Source organism: Collimonas silvisoli (assembly GCF_018305005.1).
Lineage (GTDB): Bacteria > Pseudomonadota > Gammaproteobacteria > Burkholderiales > Burkholderiaceae_D > Collimonas > Collimonas silvisoli.
This window is the reverse complement of sequence record NZ_JAGQEG010000060.1, coordinates 1-14,908: the sequence shown is the minus strand read 5'-3', so window position 1 is coordinate 14,908 and position 14,908 is coordinate 1. Positions and strand designations below refer to the sequence as shown.

At 58.5% G+C, this 14,908-nt stretch carries 14 protein-coding genes; 7 read left to right on the top strand and 7 right to left on the bottom strand.

The features are described 5' to 3' along the window. Positions 1-24 precede the first annotated feature (24 nt). The 3 genes from KHU33_RS16445 to KHU33_RS16435 are packed head-to-tail and all read right to left on the bottom strand — an operon-like array spanning position 25 to position 3,835. Positions 25-939 carry a branched-chain amino acid ABC transporter permease gene (locus KHU33_RS16445; protein WP_211464834.1) on the bottom strand — a complete coding sequence of 305 codons (915 nt, stop codon included), beginning with the start codon at positions 937-939 and terminating at the stop codon, positions 25-27. A gap of 22 nt (positions 940-961) precedes the next feature. Then, the gene (locus tag KHU33_RS16440; RefSeq protein ID WP_407928293.1) at positions 962-1,849 is read right to left on the bottom strand and encodes an ABC transporter ATP-binding protein; all 888 of its coding nucleotides are present in this window, start codon (positions 1,847-1,849) and stop codon (positions 962-964) included. 18 nt (positions 1,850-1,867) lie between these two features. Then, positions 1,868-3,835: an AMP-dependent synthetase/ligase gene (locus KHU33_RS16435; protein WP_211464877.1), complete on the bottom strand. Its 1,968-nt coding sequence runs from the start codon at positions 3,833-3,835 to the stop codon at positions 1,868-1,870. 298 nt (positions 3,836-4,133) lie between these two features. On the opposite strand from KHU33_RS16435, the gene KHU33_RS16430 reads away from it, so the two are divergent. From KHU33_RS16430 to KHU33_RS16405, 6 genes are all read left to right on the top strand, one after another. Further along, positions 4,134-4,790 carry a Crp/Fnr family transcriptional regulator gene (locus KHU33_RS16430; protein WP_211464875.1) on the top strand — a complete coding sequence of 219 codons (657 nt, stop codon included), beginning with the start codon at positions 4,134-4,136 and terminating at the stop codon, positions 4,788-4,790. A gap of 18 nt (positions 4,791-4,808) precedes the next feature. Then, a complete protein-coding gene (locus KHU33_RS16425; RefSeq protein ID WP_211464830.1) occupies positions 4,809-5,303 on the top strand; it encodes a DNA-deoxyinosine glycosylase in 495 nt (164 codons plus the stop codon). A 126-nt stretch (positions 5,304-5,429) separates the two neighbouring features. Beyond that, positions 5,430-6,266, top strand: a complete 837-nt coding sequence (locus KHU33_RS16420) for a spermine/spermidine synthase domain-containing protein (RefSeq protein WP_211464828.1) — start codon at positions 5,430-5,432, stop codon at positions 6,264-6,266. Between the two features lie 74 nt (positions 6,267-6,340). Next, complete coding sequence (locus tag KHU33_RS16415) at positions 6,341-8,122, top strand: GspE/PulE family protein (protein WP_211464826.1); 1,782 nt, start codon at positions 6,341-6,343, stop codon at positions 8,120-8,122. A 332-nt stretch (positions 8,123-8,454) separates the two neighbouring features. After that, a complete protein-coding gene (locus KHU33_RS16410; RefSeq protein ID WP_211464824.1) occupies positions 8,455-9,561 on the top strand; it encodes a substrate-binding domain-containing protein in 1,107 nt (368 codons plus the stop codon). A gap of 88 nt (positions 9,562-9,649) precedes the next feature. Next, the gene (locus tag KHU33_RS16405) at positions 9,650-10,870 is read left to right on the top strand and encodes a 6-phosphofructokinase (protein WP_211464822.1); all 1,221 of its coding nucleotides are present in this window, start codon (positions 9,650-9,652) and stop codon (positions 10,868-10,870) included. Between the two features lie 32 nt (positions 10,871-10,902). Here KHU33_RS16405 and KHU33_RS16400 read toward each other — a convergent pair whose 3' ends face one another. Beyond that, positions 10,903-11,928, bottom strand: a complete 1,026-nt coding sequence (locus KHU33_RS16400; protein WP_211464820.1) for a class I fructose-bisphosphate aldolase — start codon at positions 11,926-11,928, stop codon at positions 10,903-10,905. A 228-nt stretch (positions 11,929-12,156) separates the two neighbouring features. Here KHU33_RS16400 and KHU33_RS16395 point away from each other — a divergent pair, with 228 nt between their 5' ends. Continuing rightward, positions 12,157-12,375 (top strand): glycine zipper 2TM domain-containing protein, encoded by a 219-nt coding sequence (locus tag KHU33_RS16395; RefSeq protein WP_211464818.1) that lies wholly within the window; start codon positions 12,157-12,159, stop codon positions 12,373-12,375. 77 nt (positions 12,376-12,452) lie between these two features. Here the strand turns inward: KHU33_RS16395 and KHU33_RS16390 are convergent, their stop codons facing one another. The 3 genes from KHU33_RS16390 to KHU33_RS16380 form a co-directional block, all read right to left on the bottom strand. Continuing rightward, complete coding sequence (locus KHU33_RS16390) at positions 12,453-12,926, bottom strand: VOC family protein (protein WP_211464816.1); 474 nt, start codon at positions 12,924-12,926, stop codon at positions 12,453-12,455. 87 nt (positions 12,927-13,013) lie between these two features. Continuing rightward, positions 13,014-13,376 (bottom strand): YciI family protein, encoded by a 363-nt coding sequence (locus KHU33_RS16385; RefSeq protein WP_211464815.1) that lies wholly within the window; start codon positions 13,374-13,376, stop codon positions 13,014-13,016. A gap of 179 nt (positions 13,377-13,555) precedes the next feature. Further along, complete coding sequence (locus KHU33_RS16380) at positions 13,556-14,791, bottom strand: RNA polymerase sigma factor (RefSeq protein WP_211464873.1); 1,236 nt, start codon at positions 14,789-14,791, stop codon at positions 13,556-13,558. Positions 14,792-14,908 lie beyond the last annotated feature (117 nt).

The window sequence follows — 14,908 nt, the reverse complement described above, 5'->3', positions numbered from 1 at the left end:
AGAGTTCTGTTAGCGGTCAAAGCGCTACACGCGATCGATATGCCGCTCACCGAACAAACCTTCCGGCCGCACCAATAAAAACAGCAATGCGAACACATAGGGGAACCATCCTTCTATGCCGCCGAAATTACCGCCGAACATGTCTTGCATCACCGGCGGGATGTAGATCTCGGCCAGTTTTTCCGATACGCCGATAATCAAGCCGCCGGCAATCGCCCCCGGAATCGAGGTAAAGCCGCCGAGGATCAGAACCGGCAAGGCTTTCAAGGCGGTCATCGTCAAGGCAAACTGGACGCCGTTGCGCGAGCCCCACAGCAAACCGGCCACCAGGGCCACAAACCCGGCCACGCCCCAGACGATGACCCAGATGTGGCGCAAGGGAATCCCCAGCGAGAGCGCCGCCTGATGATCGTCGGCCACCGCCCGCAAGGCGCGGCCGACCTTGGTTCTCTGGAAAAACAGGGCCAGCAGCAACACCAGCCCGATCACCATGCCCGAGGCGAACAGATCGAATTTCGAAATGCCGATGCCCAAGCTATCCATGACCGACGCAATCGGCTCGTCCACGATACCCAGGTTGATCGCCCGCACTTCGCTGCCGAACAGCATCGGCCCCAATCCTTCCAGGAAAAAGGCCAGGCCGATGGTCGCCATGAATAAGGTGATCGGCGGCTGGTTGACCAGCTTGCGCAGCACCAGGCGTTCGGTCGCGACAGCGACCGCCAGCATCACCAGGAAGGCGCCGATAATCGCCGCCCACATGGGCCATCCTTTATCCATCAGGCCGACCACCGCCAGCGCCGCAAAATAGACCATTGCACCCTGGGCGAAATTGAACACCCCGGAAGCCTTGTAGATCAGTACGAAACCGAGCGCCACCAGCGAATACATCAGGCCCGAAAGCAAGCCGCTGAGCGCCACCTCAAAGAAAAATTGCATTTACCGCCTCCACTCAGTAGAGCTAATGAGAGCTGCCAAGGTAAGCCTTGATGACTTCCGGATTGTTCATGACTTCATCGGGCGTGCCGTCGCCGATTTTCTTGCCGTAGTCGAGCACCACCACCCGGTCCGATATATCCATCACCACGCCCATGTCATGCTCGATCAGCACAATGGTGCTGCCGAACTGATCGTTGACATCCAGGATGAAGCGGCACATGTCCTGTTTTTCTTCGACATTCATGCCGGCCATCGGCTCGTCCAGCAGCAACATGCTGGGCTCGGCCGCCAGTGCACGCGCCAGCTCCACCCTTTTTTGCAAACCGTAAGGCAAACGCCCGACCGGGGTTTTGCGGATGTGCTGGATTTCCAGGAAGTCGATCACTTCCTCGACCTTGCGCCTATGCTGCATCTCTTCATTACGCGCCCGCCCCCACCAGATGGCATTGGCCAGGAAACCGGAGTGCATCTTGGTATTGCGGCCGGTCATGATGTTGTCGAGCACGGTCATGCCCTTGAACAGGGCGATATTCTGGAAAGTACGTGCAATCCCCTGCCGCGCCACTTTGCTCGGCTGCATGCTGTGGCGTGGTACGCCGTGAAATACGATGCTGCCTTGTTGCGGATGATAGACGCCGTTGATGACATTGATCATCGAGCTTTTGCCGGCGCCGTTGGGGCCGATGATGGCGCGGATCTCATGCTCTTTCACATTGAACGAGATATCGGTAAGCGCCTTGACGCCGCCGAAGGAGAGCGAGATATTTTGCAGATCCAGCACCACTTCGCCGATATTGCGGCCTCTGCCGGTTGCCTGCGGCCGCGGATCGTGCAGCACTGCAGCTAACGGCGCCGGTTCCAGCGGAAGGACTTCCGTCGTGGCATCTCCTGCCGTGACATCTCTTTTCATGATCGCGCTCATAGTGGCTCAGGCTGCTTTATCAATGGTGGCGAAAGTCTTGGCGTCGACGATCTGCAAATCGGCAGCGATCACGCCTTGCCGGCCGTCTTCGAACTTGACCTGGGTTTCTATGTACTGCGACTGTTTGCCGCCATACAGCGCATCGATCAGCACTGCATATTTTTTGGCGATGAAATCGCGCCGCACCTTGCGGGTCCGCGTCAGCTCGTCGTCATCGGCGTCCAGCTCCTTGTGCAAAATCAAAAAGCGGTGAATCTGCGACGCCGCCAGCAAGGGATCTTGCACCAGGTCGGCATTGACCTTTTCGACGCAGCCGGCGACCAGCGCGTACACCGCTTGCTGCGCGGCGAGGTCGGTATAACTGCTGTAAGCCAGGTTGCGCCGCTCGGCCCAGTTGCCGACCGCATCCATGTCGATATTGATGAAAGCGGTGCATTGCTGGCGCTGGTTGCCAAACACCACCGCTTCTTTAATGAAAGGGAAAAACTTCAGCTTGTTTTCGATATACTTCGGCGCAAACAAGGCGCCGCAAGCCATCTTGCCGACGTCCTTGGCGCGGTCGATGATTTTCAAATGGCCGTCGCTGTCGAAAAATCCGGCGTCGCCGGTATGAAAATAACCGTTGGCGTCAATCGCCTCGGCAGTTGCCTCCGGCCGCTTGAAGTACGCCTTCATCAACCCCGGCGAACGCACCAGCACCTCGCCCTTGCCGTCGATGTGCACCTCGACCCCCTTCATCGGCCGCCCCACCGTATCCAGCTTGACGTCGCCGGAAGGCTGCATGCAGACGGTGACGCAGGTTTCCGTCATGCCGTACAACTGCTTCAGGTTGATCCCCAGCGAGCGATAAAAATCGAACAAGTCGGGACCGATCGCTTCGCCGCCGGTATAGGCCACGCGAATCCGCGACATGCCCAGCACATTCTTCAGCGGGCCGTAGATCAGCAGTTGACCGAGCCCATACAGCAGGCGGTCGGCCAGCGCTACATCGGGCTTCTTATCGAGTATGCGGATGCCGACGCGCCGTGCGATGCCCATGAAACCATGGAACAGCTTGCGCTTGATCCAGCCGGCGTCCTCAATCCTGATCATGACTTGCGTCAGGATATTTTCGTAGATACGCGGCGGCGCGAAATAGTAAGTCGGCCCGATCTCGCGCAAGTCCGTCATCACGGTATGCGGCGATTCCGGGCAATTCAGGCAGAAGCCGGCAACATGCGCTTGCGCAAACGAATACAGGAAATCGCCGACCCAGGCCAGCGGCAGATAGCACAGCAGATCGTCATATTCATTCAGTTGATCGAATTCGACCAGCGTCTGGGCGGTAGTGATCATCGCTGCGTGCGAATGGCAAACGCCTTTCGGTTTGCCGGTGGTGCCGGAGGTGTACAGGATGATGGCGATATCGTCGGCTTGGCCGGCATTCACTTCAGCCATGAAGAATGCCGGATGCATCTGGTCGTAAGCACGCCCCATCTCCGCCACCTTGGCAAACGATGTCAACTCCGGTTGATGATAATTGCGCAGGCCGCGTTCATCGTCGACGATGATGCAGCCTATCCGTGACAGCGGCAAGGTCTGCTTGATCTCGAATACCTTATCGACCTGCTCCTGGTCTTCGACCACCACGAAGTCGATTTCAGCATCGTCCAGGACATAGGCCATGTCGGCCGCAGGCGCATCCTGATACAGCGGCACCGGCATCCCGCCCAGGCATTGGGCCGCCGACATCGCCCAATACAGCCGCGGACAGTTATTGCCGACAATCGCCAGCCGCATGCCGCGCCGGAAACCGAGCACCGCCAGGCCGCAGGCAAAGGCCCTGACTTCCTCGGCAACCTGGGTCCAGCTGGTCGCCTGCCAGATGCCGAGATCTTTTTCCCGGAACGCCGGCTGCTGCGGGCGTTCCTGGGCATGCTTCAGGAGCAGGCTTGGAAATGTCTCCGCTCCCGGACGTTGTGTTGTCTCCACCATCGCCCCACCTTTTTTATAGTGGCCCATGAGATCGATTCGATATCGACGCCATGCGGCCTCGCGGATATTGATGAAATGAGTTCTAGTCAGTCTCTGCCGGCATGCTTACGTCGCACTTACTTGCAACGTATTTACACTTACTTATTGCATGCTTGGCATGCCGGTTATCTGCTGCTTTATGCGATGATAGTAGTGTCAGCCGAGAGATGGGGTTGTCATCCGGCAGACAATTGCCAATAAATTTTAAAACCCGATATTGCAACGCACCATAATGATCCAAGAGACTTCGATTAAAGACATGCTGGCCAAAACCATGTGGGCGCGTTCGCTTACCGGCGCACAGCTGGCGCGAGTTGAAGCAGAGGTGTTCAGCCGCAAATTTGCCGCTGGCGCCTTTGTTTGCCACAAAGGCGATCCGGTCAGCCATTGGATAGGCGTGCATGAAGGGCTGCTGAAGATGAGCAGCGTTTCTCCCGAGGGCAAACCGGTATCGTTTGCCGGCATGGCGAACGGCGGCTGGCTGGGCGAAGGCTCCTTGCTCAAGAGCGAGCCGCGCAAATACGATGTGGTAGCGCTGCGCGACAGCGAACTGCTGTACATGCCGAAAGCGACTTATCTATGGCTGCTTGACAACAGCATTCAATTCAACCGTTTCCTGATCACGCAACTCAATGAACGGCTGGCGCTGTTTATTTCGCTGGTGGAGTACGATCGCATGCTGGAACCGGATGCCAGGGTTGCGCGCTGTCTGGCGGCGTTGTTCAATCCCTATTTGAATCCAGGCATAGGCCGCGAATTGCAGATTTCCCAGGAAGAAGTCGGCAATCTTTCCGGCGCCTCGCGCCAGCGCGCCAACCAGGCGCTGCAAGTATTGGAAAAGGCGGGTCTGCTGCGAGTCGATTACGGCAGCATCACCATCCTTGACCTGGACGGCTTGCGCCAATTCCATTCCTGACCCGCCGAATCTGCAACGATGACCCGCAAACGCAGCTTTCCGCCGGTGGTGGATCAACAGGTCCGCGTCCTGATATTGGGCAGCCTGCCGGGCAATGTGTCCCTCGCCCACAGCCAGTATTATGCGCATCCGCAAAACCGATTCTGGAAATTAGTATCGGAAGTGATCGGCGCCGATTTACCGGCCCAGCCCTATCCAGAGCGGCTGCAGACGCTGCTGGCCAAGCACATCGGTTTGTGGGATGTGGTGGCCGAAGCGCGGCGCGATGGCAGCCTGGACAGCAATATCCGCGACCACATCCATAACGATCTGCCCAGCCTGGCCGCCAGCCTGCCGCAGCTGATCGCCATCGCCTTCAACGGCGGCACCGCCGCCAAGCTCGGGCTCAAGGCGCTGGGCCAACAGGCGGAGCGTTATCGCATCATCCAGCTGCCGTCCAGCAGCCCCGCCTACACCCGGCCGTATGCGGAGAAACTCGCCGCCTGGCTGGCGCTGCAGGATTGCCTGGCCTGAGCACAGCGCCTGCTGCAAAAAGATGCCGCCCATGAAATTTCATTATTTGCAGAACACTGCCCTAGCCGTTGCTGCGGCGCGGTATCATTGCCCTACATTTCCATTCGACGCCACCCATTTCGCCTCATGTTGATCAAACGTAAATCCATAGAAGCCGACGCTAACCGTAAAGCAGGCCCCGGCAAACGTTCCGAAATTGCAAAAAAAGACACAATAAAACCCGCTCGCAAACCCAAGTTCGCCCCCGTCACGCTGTCCGAACAAGACGGCGTGCGCTACCTGCATTTCGGCACCGAGTGGGTGCAAGGCGCGATGCGGATCCGCAAGCCGGACTGGCCGGAACTCGAATATGCGCAGCAAATGATGGCCTGGATGCTGTTCAACCGCGAACCGCAACACATCGTGCAATTGGGCCTGGGCACCGCGGCGCTGACCAAATTCAGTTATCGCCAGTTCCCCGCCGCGCGTGTCACCGCGATTGAACTGAACCCTTCGGTGCTGACGATTTGCGCATCCATGTTCAAGCTGCCGGCCGACGACGAACGGCTGTCGGTGATCGAAATGGACGCCATGGATTTCGTGCTGGACCCGCTCAACCATCACAGCATCGACGCCCTGCAAGTCGACCTGTACGACGCCACCGCACGCGGCCCGGTGCTGGACACTCCCGAGTTCTACAGCGCTTGCGCAGCTTGCCTGACGGACGACGGCGTCATGACCGTCAACCTGTTTGGCGACCATCCCAGTTATGCCAAAAATCTGAAGGCCATGATGTATGCCTTCGACGATGTCTGGTGCCTGCCCGAAGTCCACGAAGGCAATGTCATCGCCATCGCTTTCAAACAGGCGCCGCCAGCCGATTTCAGCGCTCTCTACGAACGCGCCGCCGAAATTACCGCAGCCACCAAGCTGCCCGCCAAATCCTGGGTCAACGGCTTGAAAGCCTGGCATTCGCCACACTAAGGGACTAGGCTGGAAGCCATGCCACAACAGACAGACAAGACCAACGCAGCTCAACCAATCGACACTCCACTGCAATGAACACTGCATCGCAAAAAACACTGGACCTGCAGCAAATTTTCACCTGGCTGCTGAACGACGGCACGGTCGACAAGAATGAGGTCAAAGCCTTCTACACCCAGGCACAGGGGATTTTCCGCAACGCCCCGATTGCGATCCATCCGCTGCACGCCGTAGCCCAGTGCAAGCGCCAGTCGGCGCTGCCGCCGCATCGCGCCATCACGCTGGAATGGCTCACCGAATGGCTGGCGCGCCAGGTGCAGATGCCGTTCTACCGGATCGATCCGCTCAAGATCGATTTCGCCAAGGTGGCCGACGTCATGTCCGCCAGCTACGCCACCCGTTTCAATATCCTGCCGGTCGAACTGAGCCTGACCGATCTGGTGATTGCCACCGCCGAGCCGTTCCGCACCGAATGGCAGGCGGAAATCGCCAAGATCTCACGCCGCAATATCCGCCTGGTGATTGCTAATCCGCTCGATATCACGCAATACATCACGCAGTTTTTCACGCTGGCGAAATCGATCAAGAGCGCGCATAAATCCGGCGGCCAGGAGCTGGCGCTGCGCAACAACTTCGAGCAGCTGGTCGAGCTGGGCAAGTCCAACAAGCAGGTCGACGCCAACGACCAGCACATCGTCAACATCGTCGACTGGCTGTGGCAATACGCATTCGAACAACGCGCCTCCGACATCCACATGGAGCCGAAGCGCGATTTCAGCGCCATCCGCTTCCGTATCGATGGCGTCTTGCACCAGGTGTACCAGGTGCCGGCGGTGGTCATGATTGCGATGACGGCACGCATCAAATTGCTGGGGCGGATGGACGTCATCGAAAAGCGCCGGCCGCAAGACGGCCGGATCAAGACCCGCACCGCCGGCGGCCAGGAGATTGAACTGCGTTTGTCTACCCTGCCGACCGCCTTCGGCGAGAAACTGGTGATGCGGATTTTCGATCCTGAAGTAGTGGTGAAAACCTTGCCGGAACTCGGGTTCCCGGTCGACGACGCCCTTCGCTGGGACGCCCTGACCACACGCCCGCACGGCATTATCCTGGTCACCGGCCCCACCGGCTCCGGCAAAACCACGACGCTGTACACCACGCTCAAGGCGCTAGCCACTTCCGAAGTCAACGTCTGCTCGGTGGAAGATCCGATCGAAATGGTAGAAGCCTCGTTCAACCAGATGCAGGTCAACCATGGCATCGACCTCACCTTTGCCGACGGTGTGCGAGCTTTGATGCGGCAGGATCCGGACATCATCATGGTGGGCGAAATCCGCGATCTGGAAACCGCCGAAATGGCAATCCAGGCCGCCCTCACCGGCCATCTGGTGCTATCGACCTTGCACACCAACGATGCGCCGTCGGCAGTGATGCGCTTGCTGGAACTGGGCGTGCCTTACTACCTGCTGGAAACCACCTTGATCGGCATCATGGCGCAACGCCTGGTGCGTACCCTCTGCAGCCATTGCAAAAGCGCCGACGGCTATGTCGCCGACGAAGTCTGGGCCACGCTGGTTGAAAGCTGGAACCTGCCCAAGCCTGCCAATGTCTACCACCCGGTCGGCTGCCCGGAATGCCGCCAGACCGGCTACCGCGGACGCACCGGCCTGTACGAGTTGCTGACCGTCAGCCAGCCGTTCTCGAAGCTGATCCTGGCTGAAACCGACATCCATGCGCTGAAACAGCAAAGCATCAGCGACGGCATGAAACCTTTGCGCCTGGCTGGCGCGTTGAAGGTGCTGGAAGGCGCCACCACGGTGGAAGAAGTCTTGAAGGTTACCTCGGCGCTGACCTGAAGCGGCAAGCTGCCGGGATCGAAGCAACAACCAAGGGCTACCTGCCGTCGCGGCGGGTAGCCTTTTTTCATTTTTCGCCTCCGCGACAGCGCTCCAATTGATTTCCAATAGACAATTATTTAACCTTTGCGTAAGCTAAGGCACCCTGTGGCCTGGGCCGTTTCCCATGCTTGCTGATTTGCTTGAAAGCGGCTCCGGCACTGGCTCATGGAGATTTGTGTATTTTGCAATACGGGGAGTAAAAGGGAGTAGTCAGCAGCGATTAGTTTGCAATAAAAAAAACAGGCGGGAAATCCGCTCCGACCATGCGCAGTCAAATCCGGATAAAAATAATGAAATTGACACATTTTAATTTCGTAACGGTAGCACTTGTCTTCGGCCTCATCAGTTCCGCATTCGCACAGGAAGATCCAACCTTGTTCCTGAACCGGGCCAACGCAAAAATCGCCAAGGCGATGGCCTTCAAAACCAGTTGGGACGGCCCTACCAGCGGGCCGAAAATCGCAGCACAGAAAAAATCGATTGTGCTGATCGCCTCCAGTCTCAAGAACAACAGTGTCGCGCGGGTTGCCAACGGCGTCAAAGAAGCGGCGGCGGTGGCCGGCTGGGATGTCTTCGTGATCGATTGCTGGGGCGTCAACAGCAAGCATGCGGAAGCTTTCAGCAGAGCACTGGCCCTGAAGCCGAACGGCATCGTTCTGGCCGGGATCGACGCCAACGAACAACCCAAGGAAATGAACGCCGCCAACAGCCAGAACGTGCCGGTGGTCGGCTGGCATGCTTCCACCAGAATCGGCCCCAGCGATGGCTTGTTTACCAATGTCACGGCAGACCCTAAGGAAGAGGCTTTGATCGCGACCTTGTTGAGCGTGGTCGACTCCAACGGCAAGGCTGGCGTGGTGGTCCTGACCGATCCGAACAGCCTGTATGCGCAGTCGAAATCGAATGAAATAGTCGCGGTCGTCAAGCAGTGCCGGACTTGCAGCCTGCTCAGCGTGGAAGCTTTGCCGGCCACCACCTCTGCCGACAAGATGCCCGCTCTGCTGACGTCGCTGGCGCAGCGTTTCGGTAAGAAATGGACGCACATCATCGGCGTCAATGACAACTACCTTGACCTGCTGGCGACACCGGCCGCGGCGGCGATTATCGCCAGCAGCAAAGTCCAGGCGCTGGCCGCCGGCGAAGGTTCCGAGGCGGCTTATCAACGGATCCGCAGCAAGACGGTGCAGCTGGCCACCGTGCCGGAACCGTTCAGCCAGCAAGGCTGGCAAATCATCGACGAATTGAACCGCTCGTTTGCCGGTGAAAAAGCCAGCGCCTATGCCACTCCGGTGTATCTGCTCACGGAGCAGAACATTGCGTTTCACGGCGGCCGGCAAAACACCTTCGAGCCGAATAACGGCTACCGTGCCGAGTACAGGAAAATCTGGGGGAAATAAAGCCGGCGGCCGAGAAGCTGTACTTGCGCGATGGGGGTAGAATCGGCAGCAGACGGCTCCGTTCAACGATGGCTCAAGGAGAATGCAAATGCATGCCAGAAGAATCCTTATCGCGCAAGGCGGCGGCCCCACCGCCGTCATCAATCAATCCTTGGTGGGCGTAGTCCTGGCGGCGCGCGGCGTGCGCAATGTCGACCGGGTATATGGCGCCCGCAACGGCGTGCGCGGCATAGTCAATGAAGATTTCCTCGATCTATGCCAGGAAACCAGCCACAACCTGGAACTGGTGGCGAACACCCCGTCTTCCGCGCTGGGATCCACTCGCGACAAGCCGGACCTCAAATATTGCCAGGAAATTATCCAGGTATTGCAAGCGCACCAGATCAATCATTTCTTCTACATCGGCGGCAACGATTCATCCGACACCTTGCGCATCCTCAGCCTTGAAGCCGACAAGCTGGCCTTCCCGCTACGCTGCATCCATATCCCTAAAACCATAGACAACGATCTGGTCAGCAACGATCACACCCCAGGGTTTCCATCGGCCGCACGTTTCGTAGCGCAGGCTTTTGCCGGCGCCAACCTGGATAACGCGGCCCTGCCCGGCGTCTATGTCGGCGTGGTGATGGGCCGCCACGCCGGCTTTTTGACGGCGGCGGCGGCGCTAGGCAGGAAATTTGCCGATGACGGCCCGCATCTGATTTATCTGCCGGAACGCATCTTTGTGCTGGAAAAATTCCTGGCCGATGTGAAACAAGCCTACCAACGCTTCGGCCGTTGCGTGATTGCCGTCTCCGAAGGCATACACGATGCATCGGGCACGCCTATCGCCAGCCTGCTGGCGAAGACGGTGGAACGCGATGCGCATGGCAACGTGCAATTGTCCGGCACCGGCGCCCTGGCTGATTTACTGTGCGAAGAGATTAAGTCGAAATTGAACATCAAGCGCGTGCGCGGCGACACCTTTGGTTATCTGCAGCGCTCGTTCATGGGTTGCGTGTCGGATGTGGACCAGCGCGAGGCACGCGAAGTCGGCGAAAAAGCGCTGCAATTTGCCGTGCACGATGACCGCAACGGTACGGTGGCGATCAAGCGCAATGGGAATTACTCGGTCAACTATGAATTACTGCCGCTGGACGTGGTGGCGGGCAAAACCCGCGTCATGGAAGACGAGTTGATCGCCGCCAGCGGCACGGATGTCACCGATGCTTTCCGGCTCTATCTGCAGCCGCTGCTGGGATCGGGCATGGCGGATGGCTTCCGTCTGCACTCCCCTGCGGTAGCCAAGATACGCAATAGTTCGGGCTGAATACTTCCGGCTGACCGCCAGCCTTTGCCCACTTATGGCGGCGTAACTTCCATGGCGCTGTGGTACTTCCCGATGCGCGCCAGACCGTTCAGATGGCAACGGCGAAAGAAGGTTTTTTGCGCTTCGGCGACGTTCTGCTCCAGCCCTTTCCACGCCGCCAGCACCGGCGCCTGCAACGCCCGTCCGTAAGAGAAACTCACTTGCCAGGGATGTGACCCGAGCTGGTTCATCGCATTCAGATGGGCGGTCGCATCTTGCGCGCTTTGTCCGCCGGACAGGAAGACGATGCCAGGCACCGCCGCCGGCACATAGCGCGCCAGGCAGCGCATGGTGGCTGCGGCAACTTGCTGCATATCGGCTTGCTGCGCGCACTTCAAGCCGGCAATCACCATATTCGGCTTGAGCAGCATGCCCTCGAATGCGACACGGTGTGCATCGAGTTCGGCAAACACGATTTCCAACACCTGTGAGGTCACCGCCTCGCAACGTTCGAGGCTATGAGAACCGTCCATCAGCACTTCCGGCTCAACGATAGGCACAATCCCGGCTTCCTGGCACAGCGCAGCGTAACGCGCCAAAGCGTGGGCATTGGCGCGTATGCCGTACGTGCTTGGAAGGTCGAGCTGGTCGATCTCGATCACAGCGCGCCACTTCGCAAACCTGGCGCCCAGTTGCCGATACTCCAGCAGGCGTTCGCGCAAACCGTCCAGCCCTTCCGTGATCTTCTCGCCCGCATGCAGCGCCAGCGGCTTGGCGCCGCCGTCTACCTTGATGCCGGGGATAATGCCGCGCTGCGCCAGCAGCTCCGCAAACGGTTTGCCGTCGGTACTGCTCTGACGCAGCGTTTCGTCGTACAGGATGACACCGCCCAGATGAGCTTCGACACAGGCGGTGGTAAACAGGATTTCGCGATAGCGGCGGCGGTTTTCTTCGCTGCATTCCAGTTTGATGGCGTCAAACCGCTTCTTAATGGTCGGCCCGCTTTCATCCGCCGCCAGTATGCCCTTCTGCTCTGCGACGATGGCCTTTGCCACCGCGCTTAGTTCGTCGATGTTCATAGCTGGTTACTCCCAGAGATGACTGCAAACTGCGAAAAACTCTCCACAACATGTTACCCGGTTTCGGAACTACCGAATGCCAAGATTACTCTGAATATAAAAGGAGGAGCTGAATTCTAAAAACAGGCTTAGGTGCGCCACCGCACCGACCGCGACAGGTTTTGCGGCTAGCGTAAAGACAGGCCCAGGGCATTTTCCTGCGACCGGATATTAACAAAGAGGCATCTTATGAAAACCATGCAAAAATTTACTGCCACTGCGATGACTGTGGTCATGCTGCTAGGCCTGGGCGCATGCGACAACATGTCGCGCCGTGGCCAGAACACGGCTATCGGCGCCGGTATAGGTGCGGTCGGCGGTGCGGTATTAACCAACGGCAGCGCCCTTGGTACAGTCGGCGGCGCCGCAGTTGGCGGCGTCATCGGTAACCAGGCCGGGAAACGCTAACAGCGCGCTAGAGCCGACACGCTTGCCCCTGACGGGCTTGCATGAAAAATAACCGTCGCGGGCGGCGGCTTGCATCGTTATTGCTGCCCGTAGGCTTGCTTCAAGAGTTTGATGTCGATCTTGTTCATCTTCATCATTGCCTGCATCACTCTTTGCGCTTTTTGGGCATCCTTGTCTTGCAACAATTCGTCCAAAATCGTCGGGATGATTTGCCAGCAGAGTCCAAACTTGTCTTTGATCCAGCCGCATCCCTGCGGCTCGCCGCCTTCGGAGAACCTGCCCCATAGTTCATCGACTTCCTCCTGTGTCTCGCAGTTCACGAAGAACGAGATGGCGGGCGTGAAGCTGAATTGCGGTCCGCCGTTCAGGGCGATGAAATCCTGTCCATGCAGCTGGAATGTCGCCGACATCACGCTGCCTTTAGGGCCTGGTCCGGCATCGCCGTAACGCATGATGTTGCCGACTTTCGCATCTTTGAAAATCGACGTATAAAAATTCATTGCCTCTTCGGCTTTACCGTCAAACCATAGGAATGGAGAAATTTTCTGCATTTTGGTTTACTCCTCAATTTACTTCTCAACACAGGAAATACATCAGGCGCTCGCCGCTTGCGGTTCCATGTACATGAATTCCCATACTTAAATGGCTTCCTGAGTAGCTGCTATGCTGCTGACGTCAAGCTCCCGCACGGGGCGTACTTCGATGCTGCCAAAACGCGCCGGCGGGATTTTCGAAGCCCAGTGGATCGCCTCGTTGAGATCCTTGGCTTGAATCATGTAGAAACCCGCCAGTTGCTCCTTGGTTTCGGCAAACGGGCCGTCGGTCAAGGACAACTGGCCGTTACGTACGCGCACCGTGGTCGCGGTGTCGATCGGTTGCAGCGCTTGTCCGGCGACGTAGTGGCCGCTCTCGCGCAGTTCCTGCCCATAGGCAAAACAAACGCTGTCGGGGCAGGCGTGCAGCTTGTCCTGCGCAAGATAGACGAGGCACAAATAGTTCATGTTGGTCTCCAGTAGATGGCGAGGATTGATGGATGACGGCCGGCGGCGCAGTGCCTGGCCGGCGTCTGCCTATATGCATTTATATACGCCTGCACTAGATAGTCGAACCGCAAACGGCGGAATCGACAGCTAGTCGAATATTTTTATTTTTCTGCCGCCAACCAGGGCTGCAGGAACTACTAATCCGGCAAAGCGGCCAGACGCCGATGAAGAAAGCGCCGTTCCGGTTCTTGCTGGGTCAGCGCCAGCGCCCGCCCGTAAGCAGCGCGTGCTTCTGTCACATGGCCCAGGCGCCGGTGCAAATCGGCTTGCGCTGCGTGCGCCAGATGATAATTTTGCAACTGGCCGCCGACAATCAAACGATCCACCAAGACCAGTCCGGCATCCGGCCCCTGATGCATGGCGATTGCCACCGCCCGGTTCAACTCGACTACCGGCGTCGGCTCCAGACGCAGCAAAGCGTCATACAGGCCGACGATTTGCTCCCAGTCGGTGGCTTCGGCATGGCGCGCTTCGGCATGGACCGCTGAAATCGCGGCTTGCAGCGCATATACCCCGAAGTGTCCCGATGACAAGGCGCGCGCCACCAGTGCCGAACCCTCGGCGATGTGCTCCGCGTTCCACAAACTCCTATCCTGCTCATCCAGCGGCACCAGGTCGCCCCCGGCAGTGGTGCGTGCGGTGCGGCGCGATTCATGCAGCAGCATCAAGGCCAGCAAACTCATGACCTCGGGCTCCGGCAGCAACTCCAGTAACAGGCGCGCCAGCCGGATCGCTTCTTGCGATAAATCATGGCGTGTCAGCGTCGCCCCCGAAGATGCGGAATAGCCCTCGTTAAAAACCAGGTAGATGACGCGCAGGACCGACTCAAGGCGCGCCGGCAATTCGTCGCGGCCGGGAACCTGGTACGGGATGCGGGCGTCGCGGATCTTGGCTTTGGCGCGCACGATACGTTGCGCCAGCGTAGGCGCAGGAATCAGGAAAGCATGTGCGATCTCCTCCGTGGTGAGGCCGCAGACCTCGCGCAAGGTGAGCGCAATCTGCGCATCCGGCGCCAGCGAGGGATGGCAGCAAGTGAAGATCAGGCGCAAGCGATCGTCTTCGACATGCTCACGCTCATCCAGGGCCTGTGTATCGTCGGCAATCGCCTCGATCGTCTCGGCCACCTCGTCATAGGCGGTAAATCTGGCTTGGCGCCGGATGCCGTCGATCGCTTTGAAGCGCCCTGCCGATACCAGCCACGGCACCGGTTTATCGGGAACGCCGTCGCGCGGCCATTGTTCCATCGCCGCCTTGAACGCCTCTTGCAAGGCTTCTTCCGCCAGGTCGAAGTCGCCCAGCAGGCGAATCAGGGTGGCGAATACGCGTCGCGATTCGCTGCGGTAAATAGCTTCAATCGTGTCGCTTATTGGCATCGTGTCTAGCAAGGTATCTGGTGATAGTTCTTTTGCGCGGTGCAACACCTGGTGTTGCGGTTGCTGCCTGACTGGATCGTACACCACACTCGCGTGGCCAGCCAAACTCCCCCGCTG